This is a genomic window from Oceanicella actignis (assembly GCF_900111545.1).
GTDB lineage: Bacteria > Pseudomonadota > Alphaproteobacteria > Rhodobacterales > Rhodobacteraceae > Oceanicella > Oceanicella actignis.
The window spans coordinates 340,199-365,195 of record NZ_FOHL01000002.1 but is presented as its reverse complement, the minus strand read 5'-3'; the positions used below and the strand labels follow the sequence as shown (position 1 = coordinate 365,195).

Annotated in this window: 24 protein-coding genes and 1 tRNA gene; 13 read left to right on the top strand and 12 right to left on the bottom strand. The window is 73.0% G+C overall.

Annotated features, from left to right (window positions below):
• The first annotated feature begins 41 nt into the window (after window positions 1-41).
• Complete coding sequence (locus tag BMW67_RS04350; RefSeq protein WP_072745778.1) at window positions 42-1,205, top strand: ammonium transporter; 1,164 nt, start codon at window positions 42-44, stop codon at window positions 1,203-1,205.
• A 17-nt stretch (window positions 1,206-1,222) separates the two neighbouring features.
• Here BMW67_RS04350 and radC read toward each other — a convergent pair whose 3' ends face one another.
• The 3 genes from radC to sfsA form a co-directional block, all read right to left on the bottom strand.
• Window positions 1,223-2,098 (bottom strand): RadC family protein, encoded by an 876-nt coding sequence (gene radC, locus BMW67_RS04345; protein ID WP_083581062.1) that lies wholly within the window; start codon window positions 2,096-2,098, stop codon window positions 1,223-1,225.
• A 75-nt stretch (window positions 2,099-2,173) separates the two neighbouring features.
• Window positions 2,174-2,992 (bottom strand): type I methionyl aminopeptidase, encoded by an 819-nt coding sequence (gene map / locus BMW67_RS04340; protein ID WP_072746084.1) that lies wholly within the window; start codon window positions 2,990-2,992, stop codon window positions 2,174-2,176.
• Window positions 2,993-3,024: 32 nt separating this feature from the next.
• Entirely contained in the window at window positions 3,025-3,771 is a 747-nt protein-coding gene (gene sfsA, locus BMW67_RS04335) for a DNA/RNA nuclease SfsA (RefSeq protein ID WP_072745779.1), read from the bottom strand.
• A gap of 207 nt (window positions 3,772-3,978) precedes the next feature.
• Here sfsA and BMW67_RS04330 point away from each other — a divergent pair, with 207 nt between their 5' ends.
• Window positions 3,979-4,719, top strand: coding sequence for a competence/damage-inducible protein A (locus BMW67_RS04330; protein WP_072746085.1), 741 nt, complete (start codon window positions 3,979-3,981; stop codon window positions 4,717-4,719).
• Window positions 4,720-4,827: 108 nt separating this feature from the next.
• Window positions 4,828-4,912: transfer RNA gene (locus BMW67_RS04325), tRNA-Leu, on the top strand.
• A gap of 394 nt (window positions 4,913-5,306) precedes the next feature.
• Here BMW67_RS04325 and BMW67_RS04320 read toward each other — a convergent pair.
• The 4 genes from BMW67_RS04320 to BMW67_RS04305 all read right to left on the bottom strand — a co-directional run bounded on the left by BMW67_RS04320 (window position 5,307) and on the right by BMW67_RS04305 (window position 9,578).
• On the bottom strand, window positions 5,307-6,620 hold the full coding sequence (locus BMW67_RS04320) for a TRAP transporter large permease (RefSeq protein WP_072745780.1): 1,314 nt from the start codon (window positions 6,618-6,620) through the stop codon (window positions 5,307-5,309).
• The gene (locus BMW67_RS04315) at window positions 6,617-7,147 is read right to left on the bottom strand and encodes a TRAP transporter small permease (protein ID WP_072745781.1); all 531 of its coding nucleotides are present in this window, start codon (window positions 7,145-7,147) and stop codon (window positions 6,617-6,619) included. The genes BMW67_RS04320 and BMW67_RS04315 overlap by 4 nt, the downstream gene beginning before the upstream one ends.
• An 81-nt stretch (window positions 7,148-7,228) precedes the next feature.
• Entirely contained in the window at window positions 7,229-8,197 is a 969-nt protein-coding gene (locus tag BMW67_RS04310; protein ID WP_072745782.1) for a TRAP transporter substrate-binding protein, read from the bottom strand.
• A 106-nt stretch (window positions 8,198-8,303) separates the two neighbouring features.
• Window positions 8,304-9,578 carry an NAD(P)/FAD-dependent oxidoreductase gene (locus BMW67_RS04305; protein ID WP_072745783.1) on the bottom strand — a complete coding sequence of 425 codons (1,275 nt, stop codon included), beginning with the start codon at window positions 9,576-9,578 and terminating at the stop codon, window positions 8,304-8,306.
• A gap of 126 nt (window positions 9,579-9,704) precedes the next feature.
• Between BMW67_RS04305 and BMW67_RS04300 the strand changes: the two genes are divergently transcribed.
• Window positions 9,705-10,484 (top strand): aspartate/glutamate racemase family protein, encoded by a 780-nt coding sequence (locus tag BMW67_RS04300; RefSeq protein WP_083581064.1) that lies wholly within the window; start codon window positions 9,705-9,707, stop codon window positions 10,482-10,484.
• A gap of 133 nt (window positions 10,485-10,617) precedes the next feature.
• Window positions 10,618-11,154, top strand: coding sequence for an inorganic diphosphatase (ppa, locus tag BMW67_RS04295; protein ID WP_072745784.1), 537 nt, complete (start codon window positions 10,618-10,620; stop codon window positions 11,152-11,154).
• A 111-nt stretch (window positions 11,155-11,265) separates the two neighbouring features.
• Here the strand turns inward: ppa and BMW67_RS04290 are convergent, their stop codons facing one another.
• Window positions 11,266-11,916 carry a peroxiredoxin gene (locus BMW67_RS04290; protein WP_072745785.1) on the bottom strand — a complete coding sequence of 217 codons (651 nt, stop codon included), beginning with the start codon at window positions 11,914-11,916 and terminating at the stop codon, window positions 11,266-11,268.
• Between the two features lie 233 nt (window positions 11,917-12,149).
• Here BMW67_RS04290 and BMW67_RS04285 point away from each other — a divergent pair, with 233 nt between their 5' ends.
• The 8 genes from BMW67_RS04285 to BMW67_RS04250 all read left to right on the top strand — a co-directional run bounded on the left by BMW67_RS04285 (window position 12,150) and on the right by BMW67_RS04250 (window position 20,821).
• Window positions 12,150-13,745 carry a replicative DNA helicase gene (locus BMW67_RS04285; protein ID WP_245728449.1) on the top strand — a complete coding sequence of 532 codons (1,596 nt, stop codon included), beginning with the start codon at window positions 12,150-12,152 and terminating at the stop codon, window positions 13,743-13,745.
• A complete protein-coding gene (alr, locus tag BMW67_RS04280; RefSeq protein WP_072745786.1) occupies window positions 13,732-14,856 on the top strand; it encodes an alanine racemase in 1,125 nt (374 codons plus the stop codon). The genes BMW67_RS04285 and alr overlap by 14 nt, the downstream gene beginning before the upstream one ends.
• Before the next feature lie 44 nt (window positions 14,857-14,900).
• A complete protein-coding gene (locus tag BMW67_RS04275; protein WP_072746088.1) occupies window positions 14,901-15,686 on the top strand; it encodes an MlaE family ABC transporter permease in 786 nt (261 codons plus the stop codon).
• Between the two features lie 17 nt (window positions 15,687-15,703).
• Window positions 15,704-16,450 (top strand): ABC transporter ATP-binding protein, encoded by a 747-nt coding sequence (locus tag BMW67_RS04270; RefSeq protein WP_072745787.1) that lies wholly within the window; start codon window positions 15,704-15,706, stop codon window positions 16,448-16,450.
• Between the two features lie 46 nt (window positions 16,451-16,496).
• Window positions 16,497-17,873 (top strand): DNA repair protein RadA, encoded by a 1,377-nt coding sequence (gene radA / locus BMW67_RS04265; protein ID WP_072745788.1) that lies wholly within the window; start codon window positions 16,497-16,499, stop codon window positions 17,871-17,873.
• Between the two features lie 43 nt (window positions 17,874-17,916).
• Complete coding sequence (locus BMW67_RS04260) at window positions 17,917-18,546, top strand: CvpA family protein (protein ID WP_072745789.1); 630 nt, start codon at window positions 17,917-17,919, stop codon at window positions 18,544-18,546.
• 113 nt (window positions 18,547-18,659) lie between these two features.
• Window positions 18,660-20,150, top strand: coding sequence for an amidophosphoribosyltransferase (gene purF / locus BMW67_RS04255; protein WP_072745790.1), 1,491 nt, complete (start codon window positions 18,660-18,662; stop codon window positions 20,148-20,150).
• On the top strand, window positions 20,147-20,821 hold the full coding sequence (locus BMW67_RS04250) for an SDR family NAD(P)-dependent oxidoreductase (RefSeq protein WP_072745791.1): 675 nt from the start codon (window positions 20,147-20,149) through the stop codon (window positions 20,819-20,821). Before purF ends, BMW67_RS04250 begins: the two co-directional genes overlap by 4 nt.
• Before the next feature lie 67 nt (window positions 20,822-20,888).
• Here the strand turns inward: BMW67_RS04250 and BMW67_RS04245 are convergent, their stop codons facing one another.
• From BMW67_RS04245 to BMW67_RS04230, 4 genes are all read right to left on the bottom strand, one after another.
• Window positions 20,889-21,296: a (R)-mandelonitrile lyase gene (locus tag BMW67_RS04245; protein WP_072745792.1), complete on the bottom strand. Its 408-nt coding sequence runs from the start codon at window positions 21,294-21,296 to the stop codon at window positions 20,889-20,891.
• A gap of 35 nt (window positions 21,297-21,331) precedes the next feature.
• The gene (der, locus tag BMW67_RS04240) at window positions 21,332-22,699 is read right to left on the bottom strand and encodes a ribosome biogenesis GTPase Der (protein ID WP_072745793.1); all 1,368 of its coding nucleotides are present in this window, start codon (window positions 22,697-22,699) and stop codon (window positions 21,332-21,334) included.
• Window positions 22,700-22,832: 133 nt separating this feature from the next.
• Complete coding sequence (locus tag BMW67_RS04235; RefSeq protein WP_072745794.1) at window positions 22,833-24,173, bottom strand: outer membrane protein assembly factor BamB family protein; 1,341 nt, start codon at window positions 24,171-24,173, stop codon at window positions 22,833-22,835.
• A gap of 39 nt (window positions 24,174-24,212) precedes the next feature.
• On the bottom strand, window positions 24,213-24,875 hold the full coding sequence (locus tag BMW67_RS04230; protein WP_072745795.1) for a hypothetical protein: 663 nt from the start codon (window positions 24,873-24,875) through the stop codon (window positions 24,213-24,215).
• Between the last annotated feature and the right edge of the window lie 122 nt (window positions 24,876-24,997).

Here is a 24,997-nt window from a genome sequence, read left to right as displayed (position 1 = left end):
CGCCGACGCGCAGTCGCGCGCGCAAAGGAGGGAATGCCACGATGAATGGAGCGGATGCCGCCTGGGTCGCCGTCGCCTCGGCGCTTGTGCTTTTCATGACGCTGCCGGGGCTGGCGCTGTTCTATGGCGGGCTCGTGCGGGCGCGCAACTTCCTGTCCGTACTGGCGCAGTGCCTGGCCATCGCATGCCTCATGTCGCTGCTCTGGCTGGCGGCGGGCTATTCCATCGCCTTCGGCGACGAAGGCGGGGCGCTGTGGGGCGGGCTGGGCAAGGCCTTCATGCTGGGCGTCGGGCCCGATGCGCTGCGCGGCACGATCCCCGAGATCCTGTTCTTCCTGTTCCAGATGACCTTCGCCATCATCACCCCGGCGCTGATCGTCGGCGCCTGGGTCGAGCGGGCGCGCTTCGGCTTCGTGCTGCTGTTCTCGAGCGCATGGATGCTGCTGTGCTACGCGCCGGTGGCGCACTGGATCTGGGGCGGCGGCTGGCTGGCGCGGATGGGAACGGTCGATTTCGCCGGCGGCATCGTGGTGCACGAGACGGCGGGCCTTGCGGCGCTGGTCCTGGCGGCGATGCTGGGTCCGCGGCGCGACGGCGCGCGCCCGCCCCATGCGCCGGCGATGACCATGATCGGCGGCGCGATGCTGTGGGTGGGCTGGTTCGGCTTCAACGGCGGCTCGCAGCTGGCGGCCGACGGCGGCGCGGCCATGGCGATGACGGTCACGCATCTGTCGGCCTCGGCCGGGGCGCTGAGCTGGGCGGCGTATGAGCGGGTGCGCTACGGCAAGGCCTCGCTCATCGGGCTTGCCACGGGCGCCATTGCGGGGCTGGCCACGATCACGCCGGCGGCGGGCGAGGCCGGGCCGCTCGAGGCCGTGCTGCTGGGCGCCGTCGCGGGCGTTCTGTGCCAGCTTTGCGTGGTGTGGGTGCGCACGGGGCTGCGCATCGACGACTCGCTCGACGTCTTCGCCGTGCACGGGGTGGGCGGCGTCTTCGGCACGATCATGCTGGCGGCGCTCGGCCATGCCGACCCGGCGGCGCAGCTGACGGCGCTGGCCGCGGTGGGCGCCTTCGTGGTCGCGGTCACCTGGGCGCTGGCGCGGCTGTGCGCGCTGATCGTTCCCATGCGCGTGAGCGCCGAGGACGAGACCGAGGGCCTCGACTACGCCTCGCATGGCGAGCGCGCCTACGACATCGTCTCCTGAGCGCGGGGACCGGGCGGTCAGTCGAGAAGCCCCATCTCGTGAAAGCTGGCCACCCGGTCCTTGCCCACGATGACGTGGTCGTGCACGCGCAGCCCCATGGACTCGCAGGCCAGCACGATGCGGTGGGTCATGTCGATGTCCGACTGGCTGGGCGTGGGGTCGCCCGAGGGGTGGTTGTGCACCAGGATCAGCGCCGACGCCTCGAGCGCAAGCGCGCGCTTGACCACCTCGCGCGGGTAGACGGGAACATGATCGACCGTGCCGCGCTGCTGGGCCTCGTCGGCGATGAGCACGTTCTTGCGATCCAGATAGAGCACGCGGAACTGCTCGGTGCGCTCATGCGCCAGGCGCTGGCGCAGATAGGCCACCAGCGCGTCCCATGACGAGATCGCCTCGCGCCCCAGCACCCGCGCCTGGGCCAGGCGGTGGGCGGCGGCCTCGACGATCTTGAGCTCGCGAATCACGGCCTTGCCGGCGCCGCGCACCTCGGCCAGGCGTTCGGGCGGGGCCGAGATGGCGTGGTTGAAGTCGCCGAAGGCGCGGATCAGCCGCTTGGCCAGGGGCTTGACGTCCTGGCGCGGGATGGCGCGGAACAGGATCAGCTCGAGCAGCTCGTAATCGTCCAGCGCATCGGCGCCGCGGCGCATGAAGCGCTCGCGCAGGCGCTCGCGATGGTCGGCATACCAGGGCTCGTCCGGGGCCTTGGCCGCGGCCGGATCGGGGATCGCGGCCGGCGCCGGCGCGGCGCTCGGCGCCCGCGGACCGTCCGCCCCCGCCGTCCGGGCGCGCCGCGCCTCGCCCGGCTGCGCCGCCCCGGCGGCGTCGAACAGGCCTGGCTGCGGCGCCTCGGCGAAGGCGTCAGCGGTCGGGAAGCGGCGGTGCTGCGTCGGCATGGGCGGCGTGCTCCTTGCGGGTCGCGCCGATCTTGGCCGCCGGATGGTTGCCGAAGCGTTAAGCCCGTCGCGGCCTCAGGCCTGCCGCGCCCAGGTCGGGTGGAAGCGGCCGGCGGGCGAGAGGGTGAAGATCTCGCACCCATCCTCGGTCACGCCGATCGAGTGCTCGAACTGCGCCGAAAGCGACTTGTCGCGCGTGACGGCGGTCCACCCGTCGGCCAGGATCTTGGTGTCGGGGCGGCCCAGATTGACCATCGGCTCGATGGTGAAGAACATGCCCGGCTCAAGCCGCGGACCCGCGCCGGGGCGGCCGAAATGCAGAACGTTGGGCGGCTCGTGAAAGGCGCGGCCCAGACCGTGGCCGCAGAAGTCGCGCACCACCGAGCAGCGCTGGGCCTCGACATAGGTCTGGATGGCGTGGCCGATGTCGCCGAAGGTCGCGCCCGGCCGCACGGCGGCGATGCCGCGCATGAGGGCCTCGTGGGTGACGTCGATCAGGCGCTCGGCCTTGCGGCTGGGCGCGCCGGCCACATACATGCGCGAGGTGTCGCCATACCAGCCGTCCACGACCACCGTGACGTCGATGTTCAGGATGTCGCCCTCGCGCAGCTTCTTGGGGCCGGGGATGCCATGGCAGACCACGTGATTGACCGAGATGCACGAGGCGTGCCGGTAGCCGCGATAGCCGATGGTGGCCGAAACGGCGCCGGCCTCGGCGACCATGGCCTCGATGCGCGCGTCCAGCTCTTCGGTCGCGACGCCGGGGGCGACATGCTCGGCGATGCGGTCGAGGATCTCGGCCGCCACGCGGCCGGCGCGGCGCATGCCCTCGAAATCCTCGGGGCGGTAGAGCTTGATCCCGTCGGGGGTGATCGCGGGGCTGGGGGTGTCCATGGCGGCGTCCTCGTCAAGTCGGTCGGTCGGGATCATAACGCATCGCCCGCGGCGGCGCGATCCGCCCGTTCGGGCGGGGCCTCGGCCAAAGGCAGGGCGGGGCCGAGCGCGACGCCCGCGCGCGAGAGGGCCGCGCGCCGGACCAGGACGCGCACCCCGGCCGCGCGGGCGCGGTCGAAGGCCTCGGCATAGGCCGGATCGATGTCGCGCGCAACGGCGGCGCGCGCGGCGTCGTCGCGCTGCACGAAGAACAGCAGCGCCGCCTCGTCGCCCGCGCGGGCGGCGGCGGCCAGCTCGTCCAGGTGGCGGGCGCCGCGGGCGGTGCGCGCGTCGGGAAACTCGGCCAGATCGCCCCGGCGGCGCAGGCTGACGGTCTTGACCTCGAGCCAGAGCGTCGGGCGCCCGGGCGCGGTCAGCGCGAAATCCACGCGCGAGCGCGCGCCCAGCCGGGCCTCGGGGCGAACCTCGCGGCCGGCCAGCTCGGGGATGGCGCCGGCGGCCAGGGCCTCGGCGACCACGCGGTTGGCGATCGAGGTGTCGACGCCCGCAAGGCCCCCGCCGGGCGTCTCGACCAGCTTCCAGCTCCAGCGCAGCTTGCGGCGCGGATCGTCGTTCGGCTCGATCCAGCAGCGCAGGCCGGGTTCGGCCAGCCCCGTCATCGCGCCCGGATTGGCGCAGTGGACGGTGACCTCGCGCCCGTCCTCGAGGCGCATGTCGGCCAGAAAGCGCTTGTAGCGGCGCAAGAGGCGCGCGGGCTGCAGGGGGCGATCGAAGTCCATGCGCGCGACCTAGCGCGGCGGGCCGGCGAAGGCAACTTGCGCGCGCGCGGCCCGCGGCCTAAGTGCAACCCGTCGGGCGCCCGTGGCGGACAGGCCCGGCCCCGCGTCAGGAGAAGCCGCATGACCGCAGACCACGCCCCAGAGCATGTCCCCGACCCGGCCGCCGGGGACGGCGCCCCTTCGCCCGCGCGCGTTCCCACGGCCGCCATGATCGTCATCGGCGACGAGATCCTGTCCGGGCGCACGCGCGACAGCAACATGCACCACCTTGCGCGCGAGCTGACGGCCATGGGCGTGGCGCTGCGCGAGGCGCGCGTGGTGCCGGACGAGCGCGCGGCGATCGTCGCGGCGGTCAACGCGCTGCGCGCGGCGCATGACCATGTGTTCACCTCGGGCGGCATCGGCCCGACCCATGACGACGTCACCGCCGACGCCGTGGCCGAGGCCTTCGGCGTGCCGATCGACGTGCGCGAGGACGCGCGCGCGATCCTCGAGGCCTATTACGGCGACTCGGGCGCGCTGAACGCCGCGCGGTTGCGCATGGCGCGCATTCCCGAGGGCGCGGTCCTGATCCCGAACCCCATCAGCCAGGCGCCGGGCTTTCAGATCGGCAACGTCTATGTCATGGCGGGCGTGCCGGACATCTTCGCCGCGATGCTCGAAGAGGTGAAGCCGCGCATCGTCGGCGGCCCGCCCGTCCTGTCCCATGCGCTGCGCGCGCCCCTGGCCGAGGGCGACATCGCCGACGCCCTGGCCGAGGCGGCGCGCGCCCATCCGCAGGTGTCGATCGGCTCGTATCCCTTCTATCGCGGCGGCCTGGGCACGACGCTTGTCGCGCGGGCGCGCGATCGCGCGGCGCTCGAGGCGGCGGTGCGCGACCTGCGCGAGATGTGCGCGCGTCTGGGCGCGGCGCGCATCGAAGAGACGCCGCCGCCCGAAGGGGCCTGACCCGCGCGCCCGAACGCGTTCCCGCCCGCCTGCCCCCGCCCGCCTTCCCCCGCCCGGCCGCGCGGCGCGGCTTGCCGGTGCGGCGGGCGCGGCCTATACCCGCCTCGGGGCCGCTTGCTGGAACCGGTAGACAGACCCGACTTAAAATCGGGCGCCTTCGGGCGTGGGGGTTCGAGTCCCCCAGCGGCCACCAGCCGTTGTTCCCGCTCCGGTTGTATGGAAGCGCACGGATTCGCCCCTCAACGAATCAGGTGACGTTCCGTAAAGCCTCTTGAATGGATAATGAACCTTTTCTTTCAATGACTTGCGCGCGCCTTCCCCGCAATTTTCGGGGGGTGGACGAGCGGCGCGAAAATGTGCAACTTTACTCCCCGTAGCGTAGCGTGAAGCGTTGCAGCAAGCGCATCGTCGATGCACAGCATGGCGAGTGGCAAGCGTTCTGCGTAGTGAACGGCTTCCTGAAGACAGGCCCGGCGTTATTGGGCAGCGTGACCAAGCTAGCGGCCGGCGGGGGTCCCCAAACCCCGCCGGTTCTTGCTTCCGGACCTATCCGATTCGCCGTGATCGAAACGTGACGCGCCCGCCGCTCAGCCGCCGCGCGCGCGCAACGCCTCGGGCAGCCACAGCGCCAGCTCGGGAAAGGCGGTCAGGATCGCCACCATCGCCACCATGATCGCGAACATCGGCGCCGCGGCGCGGGCGATGTAGCCGATGGGCTTGCCGGTCATGCCTTGCAGCACGAACAGGTTGAAGCCGATGGGCGGCGTGATCTGCGCCATCTCGACCACCACGACGATGAAGATGCCGAACCAGATCAGGTCGATTCCCGCCTGGCGGATCATGGGCTCGACCACGGCCATGGTCAGCACCACCGACGAGATCCCGTCCAGGAACATGCCGATGACGATGTAGAACAGCGTCAGCGCCACGATCAGCTCGACCGGCGTCAGCCCCAGCGAGGCGATCCACTCGGCCAGCCGCCGCGGCAGCCCGGTGAAGCCCATCGACAGGCTCAGAAACGCCGCGCCCATCAGGATCAGCGCGATCATGGCCGAGGTGCGCGCCGCCCCCATCAGGCTTTGCGCGAAGGACTCGCGGCTCAGCGACCCCTGCCCCGCCGCCAGCGCCAGCGCGCCCAGCACGCCGAAGGCCGCGGCCTCGGTGGCGGTGGCGTAGCCCAGATACATCGACCCGATCACCAGCAGCACCAGGCCGATCACCGGCGCCAGATGGCGCGAGTTGCGCAGCTTCTCGGCCAGCGGCATGGGCGGCTCGGGCGCCGGGCGCTGGTCGGGATGCAGAAGGTCCCACGCCGCGACATAGCCCATGAACAGCGCCGCCAGCGTCAGGCCGGGCAGCACGCCGGCCATGAACAGCTGGGTGATGCTCTCGTTCACCGTCACGCCGTAGACGATCAGCGTCAGCGAGGGCGGGATCATCAGCCCCAGCGTCGCCGCTCCGGCGAGCGTGCCCAGCGTCATGCGCTCGGGATAGCCGCGGCGCAGAAGCTCGGGGATCGACATGCGCCCGACGGTGCTGAGCGTGGCCGCCGACGAGCCCGACACCGCGGCGAAGATCGTGCAGCCGACCACGTTGGTGTGCAGAAGCCCCCCCGGCAGCCGCGCCATCCAGGGGCTGAGCCCGCGGAACATGTCCTCGGACAGGCGCGTGCGGTAAAGGATCTCGCCCATCCAGATGAACAGCGGCAGCGCCGTCAGCGTCCAGCTCGATGCGCCGGTCCACACGGTGGTGATCATCGCGTCGCCCGCCGGGCGCGTGGTGAACAGCGCCATGCCCGCCCAGGCCGCGCCCATCAGCGCCAGCCCCACCCACACCCCCGCGCCCAGCAGCCCGAAGAGCGCGAAGAGGAACACCGCCGTCAGCGCCAGATCGCCGCTCATGGCTCAAGCCCCTCGGGCGCGTCGGCGGCGGGGTCGCCCCCGGCCGCGATCCAGATCAGCCGGTCCCACAGCGCCAGCGCCAGCAGGATCGTTCCCGCCGACATGGCCAGCTGCGGGATCCACAGCGGCGTCGCGTCCTGCCCCTGGCTGACGTCGCCCAGCTTCGCGCTCCAGATCGTGGCCTTGACCGCGTAGCGCGCGAAGAAGGTCGCCACGATCGCGCCGATCAGCGTGCAGGCCAGCTCGCCCCAGCGCCGGCGCGGCCCCAGCGCCCCCAGCAGGATCGAGACGCGCACATGCGCCCCGCGCCGCAGCGCATAGGCCAGCGTCAGAAAGGACGAGGCCGCCATGCAATAGCCCGCATAGTCGGTCGCGCCCGGAAAGGTCTGGCCCGTCCAGCGCGCCAGCATCTGCAGCACGATCAGACACAGAATGGCCAGCAGGAACATCGCCCCCAGCGCGCCCGCGGCCAGATAGAGGCCGTCCAGCGCCTTGCGCAGCGCCTTCATCGCATCGCTCCCGATCATTGCCCGGCGGATCGTTCGGGGGCGGCGCCGCCGCGCCCCGCAAGGTGGCGCGCCCGCCGCCGAGGGCGGGCGCGGCGGCCGTCACCTGGCCGCGGCGAAGGCCTCGAGGATCGCCTTGCCGTCGGCGCCGGCGGCCTCGGCCCACTCGGCGGCCATGGTCTTGCCGATCTTCTCGAGATCCGCGGCCAGCTGCGGGCCGGGCGCCTGCACCTTCATGCCGTTCGCGGCCAGCTGCTGCAGATACCAGCCCGACAGCTCGCGCGCGCGGGTGGTGCCGGCGACGCGCGCCATCATCGCCGCCGAGCGCAGGCAGTTGCGGTTGTGCTCGGACAGCCCGTCCCAGGCGTCCTTGTTCACGAAGACCGTGTTGCGCGGCAGCCAGGCCTGGGCGTCGTAGAAGTGGCTCAGATGCTCCCACACCTTGCGGTCATAGCCCGTCGATCCCGACGAGATGAACGCCTCGGCCACGCCCGTGGCCAGCGCCTGGCTCAGCTCGGCCGCCTCGATCTGCACCGGCACCATGCCGGCCAGCTCGGCCAGCCGCGCCGTCGCGGCGTTGTAGGCGCGGAACTTCAGGCCCTTGAGGTCGGCCAGCGACTCGACGGGCTTGTTGACGTAAAGCCCCTGCGGCGGCCACGGGACCGAGTAGAGATAGACCAGGTTCTGCGCCTCGAGCGCGGCCTCGATCCTGGGCAGCGCCACGTTCCACAGCTTGTCCGACGCCTCGAAGCTGGTGGCCAGGAAGGGCACGCTGTCGACGCCGAAGAGGGGGTTCTCGTTCTGATGGGCCGAGAGCAGCCGCTCGCCGATCTGCGCCTGTCCGGTCTGCACGGCGCGCTTGATCTCGTTGCCCTTGAACAGCGAGCCGCCGCCATGGACGGTGATCTTCAGATCGCCCCCCGTGCACAGCCCCACCGCCTGGGCGAAGAGCTTGCCGTTCTGGGTGTGATAGTTGCCGTCGGCATAGGCCATGGGCATGTCCCAGGTCTCGGCCGCGGCCGCCGAGGCCAGAAGCATCGCGCCTCCGGCGGCGAGAAGAATGCGCTTCATCGTCGTCTCCCTGTCGTTGTTCCGGCCTTTTCGGCCCTTGTCGCGAACCGCGCGCCCGCTGGCGGCGCGGCGGGCGCCTCAACGCTCATGGGCGCAGGCGCGCTTGTCAAGACGCGGGGCCGAAGCGCTCGGGCGCCAGCGCGCGCAGATCGGCGTTCGGCGCCCGCCCGGCGGCAAGGTCGGCCGCCATGCGCCCCAGCCGCGGGCCGATGGTCAGCCCCACATGCTGGCCGCCGAAGGCGCAGATGACGCGGGGCGCGCCCGGAACGGGGCCGAGCGCGGGCAGGCTGTCGGCGGTCGAGGGGCGGCGGCCCATCCAGCTGCGCGCCTCGTCCCAGCGCAGCTGCGGATACAGCCGCGCCGCCCCGCGCCGCAGCAGCCGCACGGGCGCGGCCGAGGGGGGCGCGTCGGCGTCGGCCAGCTCGACCACGCCCGCGCAGCGCAGGCCGCCCTCCATGGGCGTGGCGACGAACTTGCCGTCGGCGATCATGTAGGGGATCGGCGGCGCCGGGCGCGCGCCGCGCAGCTCCAGATGGTAGCCGCGCTCGGCGATCATGTTGATCTCGAGCCCCAGCCCGCGCGCCAGCTCGCGCGAGCGCACGCCCGCCGCCAGGATCACCCGGTCGGCGCGCAGCGTGCGCCCGTCTTCCAGCGTCACCGTGCCGTCGCGGGCGATGGCGCGCGCGCGCGCCTTCACATGCGCGCCGCCCTGGCGCAGGAAATGGCGCGCCAGCGCGGCGACGTAGCCGCCGGGCGACGCGATCCAGCCGTGATCCTCGAAGATCGCCGCGAAATCGTAGCGCGGGTTCAGCGCCGGATCGGCCGCGCGCAGCGCCGCGCCGTCGGCCTCGCGCCAGGCGAAGCCCAGCTCGCGGCGCAGGGCGAAGCCCCAGGCGTCCTTCTCGAAGGCGGCGCGCGAGGCGTAGAGATAGGCGTATTCCCCCGTGCGGATGAAGGGCGCGGCGGGCGTGCCCGCGGCCAGCTCCTGGTGCTGGCGCACGCTGTCCTCGGTCAGCATGGCCAGCGCGGCGGCGATGCGGCGGGCCTCGGCCTCGCGCCCGGCGCGCAGGAAGGGAACCAGCCAGGGCATGAGCCGCGGCAGGTCGCGCCAGCGCAGGAAGAGCGGGCTGCCCGGGTCGAGCAGCATGCGCGGCGCGCGCAGCGCCAGCCCCGGCGTCGAGACGGGCACGACCGCGCAGCGCGCCAGGATGCCGCCATTGCCGAACGAGGCCTGCTCGGGATCGCCGGGCTCGACCGGATCGACCAGCGTCGCCCGCCAGCCCTCGCGGCGCAGCCGCTCGGCCGCCGCCACGCCGGTGATGCCCGCCCCGATCACCAGCGCCGAGGGCGCTTCGCCGCCCCCCTTCGCCTCTTCGCGCATGTCTTCGCCCTCCTTCGCGCGGCCTTGCGCGCGCCGCGCGCCGCCGGCAGACTGCGGGCAGGTTTTCGCCGCCCGCGCGGCTTGTCAACGCGCCCGCCCGGGCGCCCCTGCACGATCGGGCCGTCCATGCCGTCGATCCCGCCTCCCGAGGCCGTCCGGCCGCCCGGCCCGGCCGCCGGCCCCCTTCCCGACGCGGCCGAAGGCGCGCCGGCGCTGGGGATCATCGTTCTCGACACCCGTTTTCCGCGCATTCCCGGCGATGTCGGCGCGCGCGCAAGCTGGCCCTTTCCGGTGCGCTTGGCCGTGGCGCGCGGCGCGACGCCCGAGGCGGCGGTGCTGCGCGGGGCGCGGGGCGCGCCGCCGGCCCTGCTCGAGGCCGTGATCGAGGCCGGGCGCGCGCTGACGGCGGCGGGCTGCGCGGGGGTGGCGACCACCTGCGGCTTTCTGTCGGTGTTCCAGGACGCGCTGGCGGCGGCGCTGGAGGTTCCGGTGGCCAGCTCGTCGCTCATGCAGGCGCGGCTCGTGGCGGCGACGCTGCCGCCGGGGCGCGTTCCGGGCATATTGACCGTCAGCGCGCGAAGCCTGACGGCGGCGCATCTGCGCGCCGCCGACGTGCCGCCCGGCGCGCCGGTGGGCGGGCTCGATCCGCGCTCGGCCTTCGCGCGCACGCTGCTCGAGGACCTGCCCGAGCTGGACCGCGAGGCCGCGCGGGCCGAGATGATCCGCGCCGCGCGCGCCCTGGTCGCGGCGCATCCGCGCGTCGGGGCGCTGGTCCTGGAATGCGCGAACATGTGCCCCTATGCCGCCGACGTGGCCGAGGCGACGGGCCTGCCGACCCATTCGGCGCATGATTTCCTGACCTGGTTCCATGCCGGGCTGCGCCCGCCGCGCTTTCGCGCGCCCTGAGGCGCGGCCCTCTTTTGCGCTGCGGCAAGCCGTGCTATGGCCCGCCCGGACGGCGCCGCGACCGGCTCGGGGCGCCCGCCCTCATCACCGCCTCGACAAGCCCCGCAGCGGGCCCGGACAAGCAGGAGCGAGCATGAACATCGACAAGATCCCCGCCGGCAAGAACCCCCCCTCGGACATCAACGTGGTGATCGAGATCACCGGCGGCGCGGGCGGCGGCGCGCCGGTGAAATACGAGATCGACAAGGACTCGGGCGCGGTCTTCGTCGACCGCATCGTCAACACGCCCATGTTCTACCCCTGCAACTACGGCTTCGTGCCCAACACGCTGCACGCCGACGGCGACCCGACCGACGTGCTTGTGCTGTGCGACTTCGACCTGGCGCCCGGCGTGGTCATCCGCTGCCGCCCGGTGGGCGTGCTCAAGATGGAGGACGACGGCGGCATGGACGACAAGCTGATCGCCGTCCCGGTCGAGAAGGTCGATCCCTTCCAGGCGGGCATCCGCGACCTCGAGGACATTCCGCTCAAGACCCGCGACCGCATCAAGCACTTCTTCGAGCACTACAAGGATCTCGAAGAGGGCAAGTGGGTGAAGGTCATCGGCTGGGGCGACCGGGCCGAGGCCGAGGCGATCCTGCAGGCCTCGGTCGAGGCCGCGCGCAAGTGACGCCCCGCGGGGCGCCCGGCCCGGCGCCCCGCGCGACCGCTGCAACGGCAAGGCCCCGCCGGAGCGCTCCGGCGGGGCCTTTTCGCATGCGCCTTGCGACGATGGGGCGGCTTACGAGCCCTGCAGCTTGACCAGCCGCAGATAGGGCAGCTTGGCGTCGAAGCCGCCGAACTTCTGGCGCGCCTCGTCGTCCGACAGCGACAGGGCGGCAATCACCTCCTCGCCCGGGCGCCAGTTGGCGGGGGTGGCGACGGGAACGCCCTCGGACAGCTGCAGCGCATCGACGGCGCGCAGGATCTCGTCGAAGTTGCGGCCCACGGACATGGGATAGATCATCATCAGCTTGATCTTCTTGTCCGGCCCGATGACGTAGACCGCGCGCACCGTGGCGGTGTCGGCGGGGGTCTCGGTCTTGTAGGCCTCGGCGGGCAGCATGTCATAAGCCTTGGCGATCTTCAGGTCGGGGTCGGCGATGATGGGAAAGTCCACCTTCGCGCCCGAGAAGGATTCGATGTCGGCCGCCCATTTGCGGTGCTCCTCGACCGGGTCCACCGACAGGCCGATCACCTTCACGCCGCGCGTCGCCCACTGCTGCGACAGGCGCGCGACGGCGCCGAACTCGGTGGTGCAGACCGGGGTGAAATCCTTGGGGTGCGAGAACATGATGGCCCAGCTGTCGCCGATCCACTCGTGAAAGCGGATGCGGCCCTGGGTGGTGTCCGCCTCGAAATCGGGGGCGATGTCGTTGATGCGAAGGCTCATGACTCTCTCCTTGTCTGCGGCGCTTGTCTGCGGCCCGGCTTCGCAGGCCTCGCCTGCGTCGTCCGGCAGAAGATGGGCCGCGGCGCGCCCGGTTGCAACCGCCCGCGCGCGCCACGTCGCCGCACGACCGCCGCGCCGCCGGCGCGCCGCCGCCATGCGCCTGAAGGGCGGACGCGCCCCCTCGCCCTTGGCGGCGCGCGAGGGTAGGATCGCGGCCCGACTCGGAGCACGCCATGCACGACGACATTCCGCCCCCCGCCGCCGACCCCATGGCCGGCGCCTATCCCGATCCCGCCGGCGCCGGCGACGCGGGCGCGCGGCCCCACGACGATTCGGCCCCCGATCCGGCGGCGGTTCCGGCGCCCCCGGCCGCCGCGGCCGCGCAGGGCCTGCCCGCCCCGTGCAACATCGAGGCCGAGCAGGCCGTTCTGGGCGCCCTGCTGGTCAACAACGAGGTGTTCGACCGCATCGCCTCGATCATCGAGCCGCACCATTTCTACGACCCGGTGCACCAGCGCATCTACGAGCTGATCGCCAGCCGCGTGAACAAGGGCATGCTGGCCACGCCGGTCACGCTCAAGGCCTTCATCGAGCAGGACGAGGGCATCCGCGAGATCGGCGGCGCCGAATACCTGCTGCGCCTGGCGGGGGCGGCGGTGTCGGTCTCGGCCGCGCCCGACTATGCGCGCACGATCCATGACCTGGCGGTGCGGCGCGACCTGATCCGCATCGGCGAGGAGATCCGCTGGAAGGCGGCGCGCATGGACCTCGAGACCGAGCCGCGCGAGCAGATCGTCGAGGCCGAGCAGGCCCTCTACGCCCTGGCCGAGAAGGGCAAATACGAGGGCGGGTTCAAGAGCTTCCTGTCCGCCTCGATCGAGGCGATCCACGTCGCCAACCAGGCCTATCAGCGCGACGGGGGGCTGGCGGGCATTCCCACCGGGCTGATCGACCTGGACCGCAAGCTGGGCGGTCTGCACCCGTCGGACCTGCTGATCCTGGCCGGGCGCCCCTCGATGGGCAAGACGACGCTGGCCACCAACATCGCCTTCAACGTCGCCCGCGCCTTCCGCGAGGGCGAGCGCCCCGACGGCACCTTCGGCACGATCGACGGCGGCAAGGTGGGGTTCTTCTCGCTCGAGATGTCGGCCGAGCAGCTGGCCACGCGCATCCTTTCCGAGGCCGCGCGCGTGCCCTCCGAGAAGATCCGCCGCGGCGACATGGAGGAGGAGGAGTTCCAGCGCCTCGTGGACGCCAGCCGCGAGCTCGAGCGCATGCCGCTCTACATCGACGACACGCCGGCGCTGCCCATCTCGACCCTGGCGGCGCGCGCGCGCCGGCTCAAGCGCCAGCACGGGCTGGACCTTCTGGTGATCGACTATCTGCAGCTGGTGCGTCCGGCCAGCGCCAAGGACAGCCGCGTGAACGAGGTGTCCGAGATCACCCAGGGCCTGAAGGCCATCGCCAAGGAGCTGAACATCCCGGTCATCGCCCTCTCGCAGCTTTCGCGCCAGGTCGAGGCGCGCGAGGACAAGCGCCCGCAGCTGTCGGACCTGCGCGAGTCGGGCTCGATCGAGCAGGACGCGGACGTGGTGATGTTCGTCTTCCGCGAGGAATACTACAAGGAGCGCGAGAAGCCCTCGGAGCACGACGTGGAGGCGATGATGAAGTGGCAGGAGGTGATGGAGCGCGTCGCGGGCAAGGCCGAGGTCATCATCGGCAAGCAGCGCCACGGCCCCATCGGCACGGTCGAGCTGGCCTTCGAGGGCCGCTTCACCCGCTTCGGCAACCTGGCCCGACCCGAGCAGGCGCCCGATGGCGGATTCTGATCCCGAGGCCCCCTGGTCGCAGACGGCGCGGCTGACGATCGACCTCGACGCCATCGCGCGCAACTGGCGCGCCCTGGCCGCGCGCGCGCCCGGCGCCGAAACGGGCGCGGTGGTCAAGGCCGACGCCTACGGGCTGGGCATGGCGCGGGTGGCGCCGGCGCTGGCGCGGGCGGGGGCGCGCAGCTTTTTCGTCGCCAATGCGCGCGAGGGCGCGGCGCTGCGGCGCATCCTGGGGCCGGGGCCCGACATCTGGATCTTCAACGGCTTCACCCCGGCCGAGCGCGAACTCTTCGCCAAGGCGCGCCTCTTCCCGGTGCTGTGCTCGCTGCGCCAGCTGCGCGAGTTCCGCGCCGCCCTGCCCGATCTGCCCGAGGGGCTCGAGGTCGGGCTGCACATCGAGACCGGCATCAACCGCCAGGGCTTCGGCATGCACGAGCTGGACGCGCTGCGCGCCGAGGGGATGGGCGAGGCGCGCGCGACGCTGCTGCTCTCGCACCTGGCCTGCGCGGACGAGCCCGAGCACGGCATGAACCTGCGCCAGCGCGGCGCCTTCGCGGGGCGCTCGGCGCTGCTGGCGGCGGCGGCGCCGGGGGCGCGCATGTCGCTTGCGGCCACGGGCGGCATCCTGCTGGGCGAAAAGTTCCACTTCGACCTCACGCGCCCGGGGATCGGGCTTTACGGCGGCCTGCCCTTCGGCCAGGCCGAGCCGGTGGTGCGGCTCGAGGCGCCCATCCTTCAGGTCCGGCGCATCCTGCGCGGCGAATCCGTGGGCTACGGCGCTAGCTGGACCGCGCCGCGCGACAGCATGATCGGGGTGCTGCCGGCGGGCTACGCCGACGGCCTGCCGCGCGCGCTGCGCGGGGCGAAGGTGTGGCTCGACGGGCGCCCCGCCCCGCTGGTCGGCCGGGTGAGCATGGACATGCTCACCGTCGATCTGACCGACCATCCGCGCGCCGCCCCCGGCCGCATGGTCGAGATCCTCGGCCCCAATCAGAGCGTCGACCAGCTGGCCGCCGCCGCGGGCACGATCGGCTACGAGATCCTCACCTCTCTTGGCGCGCGCTACGAACGCCGCTACACAGAGGCCGATCCGCACGAGGCGGCGGGCTGAGCCCCGCCCCAGGCAAGAAAGGACGCGGCGCGCGCATGACCGTGATGACCTCGATCCAGGGCTTTCTGGCCGCCATCGGCGCGGCGACGCTCGAGCTGTGCCGCGCCATCGGCGCGCTGGCGCTCTTCGCCGTCTCGGCCGTCGCCCATGCCGCGCGCCCGCCCTGGTATCCGGCCGAGCTGGGCCGCCAGATCCTGCGCATCGGCTATTTCAGCCTGCCTGTCGTGGGGCTGACGGCGCTGTTCACCGGCGGCGCGCTGGCGCTGCAGATCTATCTGGGCGGCTCGCGCTTCAACGCCGAGTCGGTCGTGCCCTCGATCGTCGCCATCGGCATGGTGCGCGAGCTGGGCCCGGTGCTGGGGGCGCTGATGGTGGCCGGGCGCGTCTCGGCCTCGATCGCGGCCGAGCTGGGCACCATGCGCGTGACCGAGCAGATCGACGCGCTCACCACCCTGTCCACCGACCCGATGAAATACCTGGTCGCGCCGCGCATCCTGGCGGCCGTCATCGCCATGCCCATGCTGGCGGCGGTCTCGGACGTGATCGGGGTGATGGGCGGCTATCTGGTCGGGGTCGAGCGGCTGGGCTTCAACCCCGGCGCCTATCTGCGCAACACCGCCGACTACCTGCTGCTTCAGGACGTGACCTCGGGCCTGATCAAGGCCGCGGCCTTCGGCTTCATCGTCGCGCTGATGGGCTGCTATCACGGCTACAATTCGGGCCGCGGCGCGCAGGGCGTCGGGCGCGCGACGACCAACGCGGTTGTTTCGGCCTGCATCCTGATCTTCGCGGCGAACTACATTCTGACCGAGGCGCTGTTCTCCTCATGAGCGACGCAGGCACCCCCATGATCGAGCTGCGCGGCGTCTCGAAAAGCTTCGGCGCCAAGCATGTGCTGCGCGGCGTGGACCTGGCGGTGGCGCGGGGCGAAAGCCTGGTCGTCATCGGCGGATCGGGCACGGGCAAGTCGGTCACGCTCAAATGCATCCTCGGCCTGATCCCGCACGATTCGGGGCAGATCCTGCTCGAAGGCCAGCCCCTGACGCCCGAGCGGCGCGCGCGCATGCTCGAACGCTTCGGCATGCTGTTCCAGGGCGGCGCGCTGTTCGACAGCCTGAGCGTGTGGGAGAACGTGGCCTTCCGGCTGCTGCGCGGCCCCGCGCGGCGCCCGCGCGCCGAGGCGCGCGCGCTGGCGGTCGACAAGCTGCGCCGCGTGGGGCTGGGGCCGGACGTGGCCGACCTTTACCCGGCCGAGCTGTCGGGCGGCATGCAAAAGCGCGTCGGCCTGGCGCGCGCCATCGCCGCCGATCCGCAGATCATCTTCTTCGACGAGCCCACCACCGGCCTCGATCCCATCATGGCCGGCGTCATCAACGACCTGATCCGCGAGCTCGTGACCGAGATGGGGGCCACGGCCATCACCATCACCCACGACATGACCTCGGTGCGCGCCATCGCCGACACGGTGGCCATGCTGCACGAGGGGCGGATCCGCTGGCGCGGCCCGGTCTCGCGGCTGGACGACAGCGGCGATCCCTATGTGGACCAGTTCATCCACGGCCGCGCCGAGGGTCCGATCGAGGCGGTCAGATGAGCCCGCGCGCCGCCGCGCCGCGCGCGCGCCCGCGGGGCTGAGGGCGATGGCCAAGGCCCGGACCCCCGCCGCCTTCGTCTGCCGCGAATGCGGCGCGGCGCACCGCAAATGGGCCGGGCGCTGCGACGCCTGCGGCGCGTGGAACGCGATCGAGGAGGAGACCGCCCTTTCCGCCGCCGGGCCGGCCTCGCGCTCGCTGGGCGGGGCGCGCGGGCGGGTGCTCGAGCTGTCGGCGCTGAGCGGGACCGAGCCCGACCCGCCGCGCCTCGCCGTCGGCGTCGAGGAGCTGGACCGCGTGCTGGGCGGCGGGCTGGTGCCGGCCTCGGCGATCCTGGTCGGGGGCGATCCGGGCATCGGCAAGTCCACCCTTCTGCTGCAGGCCGCCGCCGCCTTCGCGCGGCGCGGGGCCAAGACGATCTACGTCACGGGCGAAGAGGCCTCGGCGCAGGTGCGCATGCGCGCCGCGCGTCTGGGCCTGGCCGAGGCGCCGGTGCTGCTGGCGGCCGAGACCAATCTGCGCGACGTGCTGACCACGCTCGAGGCCGAGCGGCCGGCGGTGGCCATCGTCGACTCGATCCAGACCATGTGGGCCGACAACGTCGACAGCGCCCCCGGCTCGGTCAGCCAGGTGCGCGCGGCCGCGCACGAGCTGACCAGCTTCGCCAAGCGCCGCGGCGTGTCGGTGATCATGGTCGGGCATGTGACCAAGGACGGCCAGATCGCCGGCCCGCGCGTGGTCGAGCACATGGTCGACACGGTGCTCTATTTCGAGGGCGAGCGCGGCCATCAGTTCCGCATCCTGCGCGCGGTCAAGAACCGCTTCGGCCCTGCCTCCGAGATCGGCGTCTTCGAGATGACCGGAAAGGGGCTCAAGCAGGTGCTCAACCCCTCGGCGCTGTTCCTGTCGGACCGCGAGACGACCGCGCCCGGCTCGGCGGTGTTCGCCGGGCTCGAGGGCACGCGCCCGGTGCTGGTCGAGTTCCAGGCCCTGGTCGCGCCGGCGCAGCCCGGTTCGGCGCGGCGCGCGGTGGTGGGCTGGGATTCGAGCCGCCTCGCGATGCTGCTGGCGGTGCTCGAGGCGCGCTGCGGGGTCTCGCTGGCGCAGCACGACGTCTATCTGAACGTGGCCGGCGGCCTGCGCGTCAGCGAGCCGGCGGCCGACCTGGCCGTGGCGGCGGCGCTGCTGGGCGCGGTGCGCGGCGCGGCGGCGCCGGCCGATGCGGTGGTGTTCGGCGAGATCAGCCTGTCGGGCGCGCTGCGTCCGGCGCCGCAGCCCGACCTGAGGCTGCGCGAGGCCGAGAAGCTGGGATTTCGCACCGCGCTGACGCCTTCGCAGGTGAAGCTGGCGGCGAAATCTGGCATGACGGTCCGGCGATTCGACGACCTGGCCCAATTCGTCGGCCAGGTCTTCGCCGAGGGCTGAGGCGCGGCGCGCGCGTGGCGTTGAAAGGCATGGGGGCGACCTGATGGAGTATACGATCGCGGACGGGGCGGTTCTTGTGGTGACGCTGGTCTCGGGGCTGCTGGCCTTCACCCGCGGCTTCACGCGCGAGGCGCTGGCCATCGGCGGCTGGATCCTGGCCGCGATCCTGGCCCTTTACGGCGCGCCGCTGGTCGAGCCCATCCTCAAGGAGACCCCAACCGTCGGCGACATCCTGCAGCGCAACTGCAACCTGTCCAAGCTGGTGGCCTTCGCGGTCGTCTTCGCCATCGCGCTGATCTTCCTGTCGATCTTCACGCCGCTCTTTTCCTCGGCGGTGCGCGAGTCGCCGCTCGGCGCGGTGGACAAGGCGCTGGGCTTCCTGTTCGGCCTGGCGCGCGGCGTGGCGCTGGTGGCCGTGGCCTGGCTGATCTACGCGCAGATCATGCCGCCCTCCGAACGCCTGCCCGCCATCGAGAAGGCGCGCTCGGTCGCCCTCATCAAGGAGGCCGCCGCCATCATCGAAAGCAACGCCCCGCGCACCGTGCCCGACTGGATCCGCCGGCCCGTCAACCAGCTGACGGCCGAGTGCGGCGGCTTCTTCGAGCTGGACGCCCCCGGCGCCGGCGGCGGCGCGCTGACCCCGAACGGCCGCGCCGCGCCCGCCGAGCGCTGAGCCTGCGCCCGCGGCGGGTGACAGCGCCGCGGGCGGCCGATATAAGGCCACCGAACCTTCCCCGCGCCCGCGCCGCGGGCCGCCCGCCAACGCCGACCGAGGGCGCATCGACCATGACCGACGCCGACATCGCCTCCCGCTTCCCGCGTCACCCCTTCGACGGCGACGACCCGGACAAGCTGCGCGAGGAATGCGGCCTGTTCGGGGCGTTCAACGTCGCCGACGCCGCCAGCTTCGTGGCGCTGGGCCTGCACGCGCTGCAGCATCGCGGACAGGAGGCGGCGGGCATCGTCACCTACGACCCCGAGATCGGCTTCAGCTCGGTGCGCCGCCTGGGCTATGTGCGCGACAACTTCACCCAGCGCGAGACGATCGAGGCCCTGCCCGGCCGCAGCGGCATCGGCCATGTGCGCTACTCGACCTCGGGCGCCAAGGGGCAGACCGCCATCCGCGACGTGCAGCCGCTTTACGCGGACCTGGCCATGGGCGGCTGCGCCGTCGCGCACAACGGCAACCTGACCAACGCCCGCGCCATCAAGAAGGAGCTGATCGAGCGCGGCTCGATCTTCCAGTCCTCGTCGGACACCGAGGTCATCATCCACCTCATGGCCCGCAGCTTCCAGAAGAACATCCCCGAGCGCATGAAAGAGGCGCTGCGCCGCGTCGAGGGCGCCTTCTCGATCATCGCCCTGACGCGCTCGAAGATGATCGGCGTGCGCGACCCGCTGGGCGTGCGCCCGCTGTCGCTGGCGCGTCTGGGCGAGGGCTGGGCGCTGGCTTCCGAGACCTGCGCCTTCGACATCTGCGGCGCCGAGTTCGTGCGCGAGATCGAGCCGGGCGAGATGGTCATCATCTCGGAGAAGGGCGTCGAAAGCTTCCGCCCCTTCGAGCCGGCGCGCCCGCGCTTCTGCATCTTCGAGCATGTGTATTTCTCGCGCCCCGACAGCGTGATCGGCGGCCGCTCGGTCTATGAGAGCCGACGCGCCATCGGCGTCGAGCTGGCGCGCGAGGCGCCGGTCGAGGCCGATCTGGTCTGCCCCATCCCCGACAGCGGCACCCCCGCCGCCATCGGCTACAGCCAGGAAAGCGGCATTCCCTACGCCATGGGGATCATCCGCAACCAGTACATGGGCCGCACCTTCATCGAGCCCTCCGAGCAGATCCGCAACATGGGCGTGCGGCTCAAGCTCAACGTCAACCGCGCGCTGATCCGCGGCAAGCGCGTGGTGCTGGTGGACGATTCGGTGGTGCGCGGCACCACCTCGCGCAAGATCCGCGAGATGATCGTGGACGCCGGCGCGGCCGAGGTGCATTTCCGCATCGCCTCGCCGCCCACCGCCTGGCCCTGCTTCTACGGCGTGGACACGCCCGAGCGCGACAAGCTTCTGGCCGCGCGCATGACCGAGGAAGAGATGCGCGCCTATCTGGGCGTGGACAGCCTGCGCTTCATCTCGCTCGACGGGCTTTACCGCGCCGTGGGCGAGGAGAAGGGCCGCGACCCCTCGGCGCCGCGCTATTGCGACGCCTGCTTCTCGGGCGAATACCCGGTGCCGCCGTCGGACGCGCTGGCCGAGGGCGCGCTGACGCTGGAGGACGCGCGATGAGCGCGCCGCTGGCCGGCAAGATCGCCCTGGTCACGGGCGCAAGCCGCGGGCTTGGACGCGCCCTGGCCGAGGAGCTGGGCGCGCGCGGCGCGCATGTGATCGCGCTGGCGCGCACCGTCGGCGGGCTCGAGGAGCTGGACGACGCCATCCGCGCCCGCGGCGGCGAGGCGACGCTGGTTCCGGCCGACGTGTCTGACGACGACGCCCTGCCCCGCCTCGGCGCCGCGATCCATCAGCGTTGGGGCAAGCTCGACCTGTGGGTGAACTGCGCCGTCCATGCGCCGCCGCTCACCCCCGCCTCTCATCTGAACGTCAAGGACTGGGACCGCGCCATGGCGGTCAATGCGCGCGCGCAGGCGCAGCTGGTGCGCATGCTCGAGCCGCTCTTGCGCGCCGCGCCGTCGGGCGTGGCCGCGCTGATGGACGATCCGCGCAATGACGGGGCCTTCCACGGCGCCTACGCCGCCTCGAAGGCGGCGGCGCGCGCGGCGGCGCTGTGCTGGGCCGAAGAGTGCCGCCGCCTCGGGCCGAAGGTGCTGCTTCTGACGCCGCCGCTCATGGCGACGGCGGTGCGCGCGCGCTTTCGCCCCGGCGAGGACCGCGCCGCGCTGGCGACGCCGGCGGCGGCGGCGGCCCGGCTGTTGCCCGAGATCCTCGACGCGCTGGGCTGAAGGCGGGCGCGCGGGCGAAGGCGGCGCGGGGCCGGCATCCCGGCCCTGCGGCCCGGCCCCCCGAGGTTCAATCCTGCGGCGGCCTCAGGTAGTCGTCCTGCGAGACCTGCTCGAGCCAGTGCGCGGTCACGCCGTCGACGGCCTCCTGCATCGCCAGATGCGTCATCGGCTGATCGGGCGCGGCGCCGTGCCAGTGCTCTTCGCCCGGGGCGAAGCGCACCACGTCGCCCGGCCCCAGCTCGCGCACCGGACCGCCGCGGCTTTGCACCCGGCACCGCCCCGACAGGATCAGCAGCGTCTGCCCCGCCGGGTGCGTGTGCCAGGCCGTGCGCGCGCCCGGCGCGAAGGACACCGTCAGCGCCGACAGGCGCGAGGGCGCCTCGGGCGCGGCGACGGTCTGCATCCAGACCTCGCCGACGAAATAGTCCTCCGGCGCCCGGCGGGCGGCGCGTTCGCGCAGGGTCTCGATCTTCATGGCGTCCTCCTTCTGGCCGGCCGGCGGGCCGGCGGTCAGCCGCGCGGTTTGCCGCGCGCGCGCGCCTTGCCCTCGAAGGGGTTCTCGCCCTTGCGGTAGGTCAGGCGGATGGGCGTGCCCTCAAGCCCGAAATCGCGCCGCAAGCCGTTGATGAGAAAGCGCGTGTAGCTTTCGGGCATCTCGTCGGCGCGCTGGCAGAAGGCCAGGAAGCTGGGCGGGCGGCTCTTGATCTGCGTCATGTAGCGCAGCTTGATCCGCCGTCCGCCGGGCGCGGGCGGGGGGTGGGCCTCGGTCTGCTCGCGCAGCCACTGGTTCAGCTGCGAGGTCGAGATGCGCGCGTTCCAGACCTCGTGCGCGTCCAGCACCGCCTGGCGCAGCTTGTCCAGCCCCTTGCCCTGGATGGCCGAGACCGCCACCAGCGGCGCGCCCTTGAGCTGGGGCAGAAGGCGGGCGAACTGCTCGCGCAGCTCGCGCAGGCGCCGGTTCTTGTCCTCGACCAGGTCCCACTTGTTCACCGCCACCACCACCGCGCGCCCCTCGCGCTCGGCCAGGTCCGCGATGCGCAGATCCTGCGTCTCGAAGGGGTTCTGGGCGTCGACCAGCAGCACCACCACCTCGGCGAAGCGCACTGCGCGCAGGCCGTCCGAGACGCTGAGCTTCTCGAGCTTCGAGACCACGCGCGCCTTCTTGCGCATGCCCGCGGTGTCGAAGATGCGAAAATCGGTCCCTCCCCACGACACGTTCACCGAAATGGCGTCGCGGGTGATGCCGGCCTCGGGGCCGGTCAGCAGCCGGTCCTCGCCCAGTATGGCGTTGACCAGCGTCGACTTGCCGGCATTTGGGCGCCCGACCACGGCCAGCTGGATCGGGCGGTCGGGGCGCGGCGCGTCCAGCTCGCGCGCGGCGTGCTCGGCCACCAGCGGCTCGAGAGCGGCGTAGAGGTCGCCCATGCCCTCGCCATGCTCGGCCGACAGGCCGATGGGCTCGCCCAGCCCCAGGCGCCAGGCCTCGAGCACGCCCGCCTCGCCCTGCGCGCCCTCGGCCTTGTTGACGCCCAGGATCACGCGCCCGTTCCTGCGCCGCAGGATGTCGGCGAAGACCTCGTCCTGCGGGGTCACGCCGGCGCGCGCGTCCAGAAGGAACAGGCAGGCGTCGGCCATGTCCACGGCGCGCTCGGTCAGCGCGCGCATGCGCCCGGGCAGGCTTTCGGGGTCGGCCTCCTCGAGGCCGGCGGTGTCGATGACCGTGAAGGTCAGATCGCCCAGCCGCGCCTCGCCCTCGCGCAGGTCGCGGGTGACGCCCGGCTGGTCGTCCACCAGCGCCAGGCGCTTGCCCACGAGGCGGTTGAAGAGGGTCGATTTTCCAACGTTCGGTCTTCCGACGATCGCCAGCTTGAATGACATGTCATGCTCCATCCGCGCTGCGCGCGGAACCAGTTCGCGGCCCGCGCCCGGCGGGCGGGGCCCAATGCGGCGGCGGGCCGCGCCGCCCGCGCCTTGCGCGGCGGGGCGGCCCGCGGCGTGTCTTGCGCGCGCTTCAGCGCAGCGCGGTCAGGCGACCGTCGGCGGTGTGCACATAGATCGCGCCGCCCGCCGCCAGCGGCTCGGAATACGCGCCGCCGCTCAGCCGCGTCTCGGCCAGCTGGGCGCCAGTGACCGGATCATGCGCCAGCATGCGCCCGTCGGACGAGACGGTCAGCAGCCGCCCGCCGGCCAGGATGGGGCCGCGCCAGGCGATGGGCCCCTCGCGGTCGTCGGGGTCGGCGTAGCCCGGCAGCTCGACGCGCCACAGCGTGCGGCCCGTCTGCGCGTCGAGGCGCATGAGCGCGGGTTCGGTCGAGGCGACGAAGACGCTGTCGCCCGCCGGCCAGACCGGCGAGAGCGCGCCGAAGGCGCGTGTCCACTTGCGCCGGCCCGTGCGTCCGTCGATGGCGGTCAGCTGCGCGCCCGCCCCGCCGGCATAGATGTCGGTGCCCACGATCACCGGCGCCGAGGTCACGTCGGGAAAGGCCGCCAGCCCCGAGGCGCCGAGCCCCCCCGCCGCCAGGTTCGCCGTCCACAGCTGCAGCCCGCCCGAGGCGCGCGCCAGCGTCAGCTCGCCCGAGCCGAAGGGAAGAACCACCACCGAGCGCAGCGTCGCCGGCGGCGCGCCCGCCAGCGCGCCGGCGCGGGCGCTGGCCGCGTCCATGCGCCACAGCTCGGCGCCGTCCTCGCCGTTCAGCGCGTGGGCCGTGTTGGCGCGCGTGACGACGAAGACGCGCCCGTTCGCCGCCGCGGGCGCCACCCGCACCGGCCCGTCCACCCGCCGGCGCCAGACGATGCGCCCGTCCCGGGGGTCGAGCGCCAGCGCCTCGCCAAAGCCGGTCGTGGCGTAGACGCGCCCGTCGGCCGCGACGACGCCGCCGCCGAAGCCGGCCTCGGGGTCCTCGCCCTCGGGGGTCAGGTCCACGCGCCAGAGCTGCGCGCCAGAGGCGGCGTCGAAGGCCAAGAGGGCCGCCTCGCCGTCGCGCACGAAGACGCGCCCGCCCGCCGCGGCCGGCTGGCCGGGGGCGGGCATGTCCTCGAAGGCGGCGCCGGCGTCGACGCTCCAGACCGCGCGCGGCGCGGCGGGCGCGGCGACGTGACCGGCCCCGTCGAAGGCCGAATGGGCCGCGTCGCCGTTCACATGCGTCCAGTCGGCGACCGAGATGGCGGGCGGGATCGGGCGCGTCTCGGGGCTTGCGGGCGCCTGCTCGGCGGCGCCGGCGGGCAAGACGGGCAGCCGCTCGCCGGCAAGGCGCGCCTCGTCGTCGGACGCGCACGCGCCCAGCGCCGCAAGCGCGCAGGCCGCCCCCCCGATGCGCAGCGCGCGGCGAGCGAGATCAAGGCGACGGGTCATGCGTATCCTCCTGACTGCAAGGCGCGGCGCGCGGCGCGCTCAGGCGCCGTCCTCGCCAGAGGCGGGCAGCGCCTCGGCCAGAGCGCCCAGCCGCTCGCGCAGCTCGGCGGTGGCGCGCGGGTCGGACATCGCGGCGGCCATGTCCTCGCGCGCGCCCTTGGCGTCGCCCGCGCGCAGCCGCGCGACGGCGCGCGCCTCGAGCGCCAGCGGCCGCAGCGTCGCCCCCTCGGCGGCGAAGGGCGCGATCGCTTCGGCCAGCGCCTCGGGCTTCATGTCGGGGGCGCGCAGCATCAGCGCCTTCCAGCCCGCGAGATCGCGCCAGAGGGGATCGGCGCCCGCATCGGCGGCGATCGCGTCGAGCAGCCGCGCCGCCTCTTCGGGCTTGCCCGCATCGGCCAGCGCGCCCGCCTCGCTCATGCGCGCCAGCAGCGCGGCGCCCGGGGCGGCCGCTTCGGCGACGGCGGCGAAGGCTTCGGCGCGCCGGGCGGGGTCGTCGATGCGCGCGGCGGCGATCAGCCGGCCGCCGGTCTCGCGCGCGGCCTCCTCGCGCCGGTGCTCGCGCCAGCTGAACACGGCCGCGGCCAGGACGATCAGCGTCAGCCCCGCGATCACCGCCGGGCCGAAGCGCCGCCACAGCCGCAAGAGCCGGTCGCGGCGCAGCTCTTCGGTGACCTCCTGGATGAAGCTGTCGGTGTCGCTCAACTGCCTGCACTCCCGTCTCGCGCCGCGCGCGGGCGGCTGCGCGAAAAAATTCCGTCTGTCCTGCGACCGAAAGGCGCTGATCGGGCGTATATTGTCAAGGCCGCCCGCGCGCAACCTTGCCG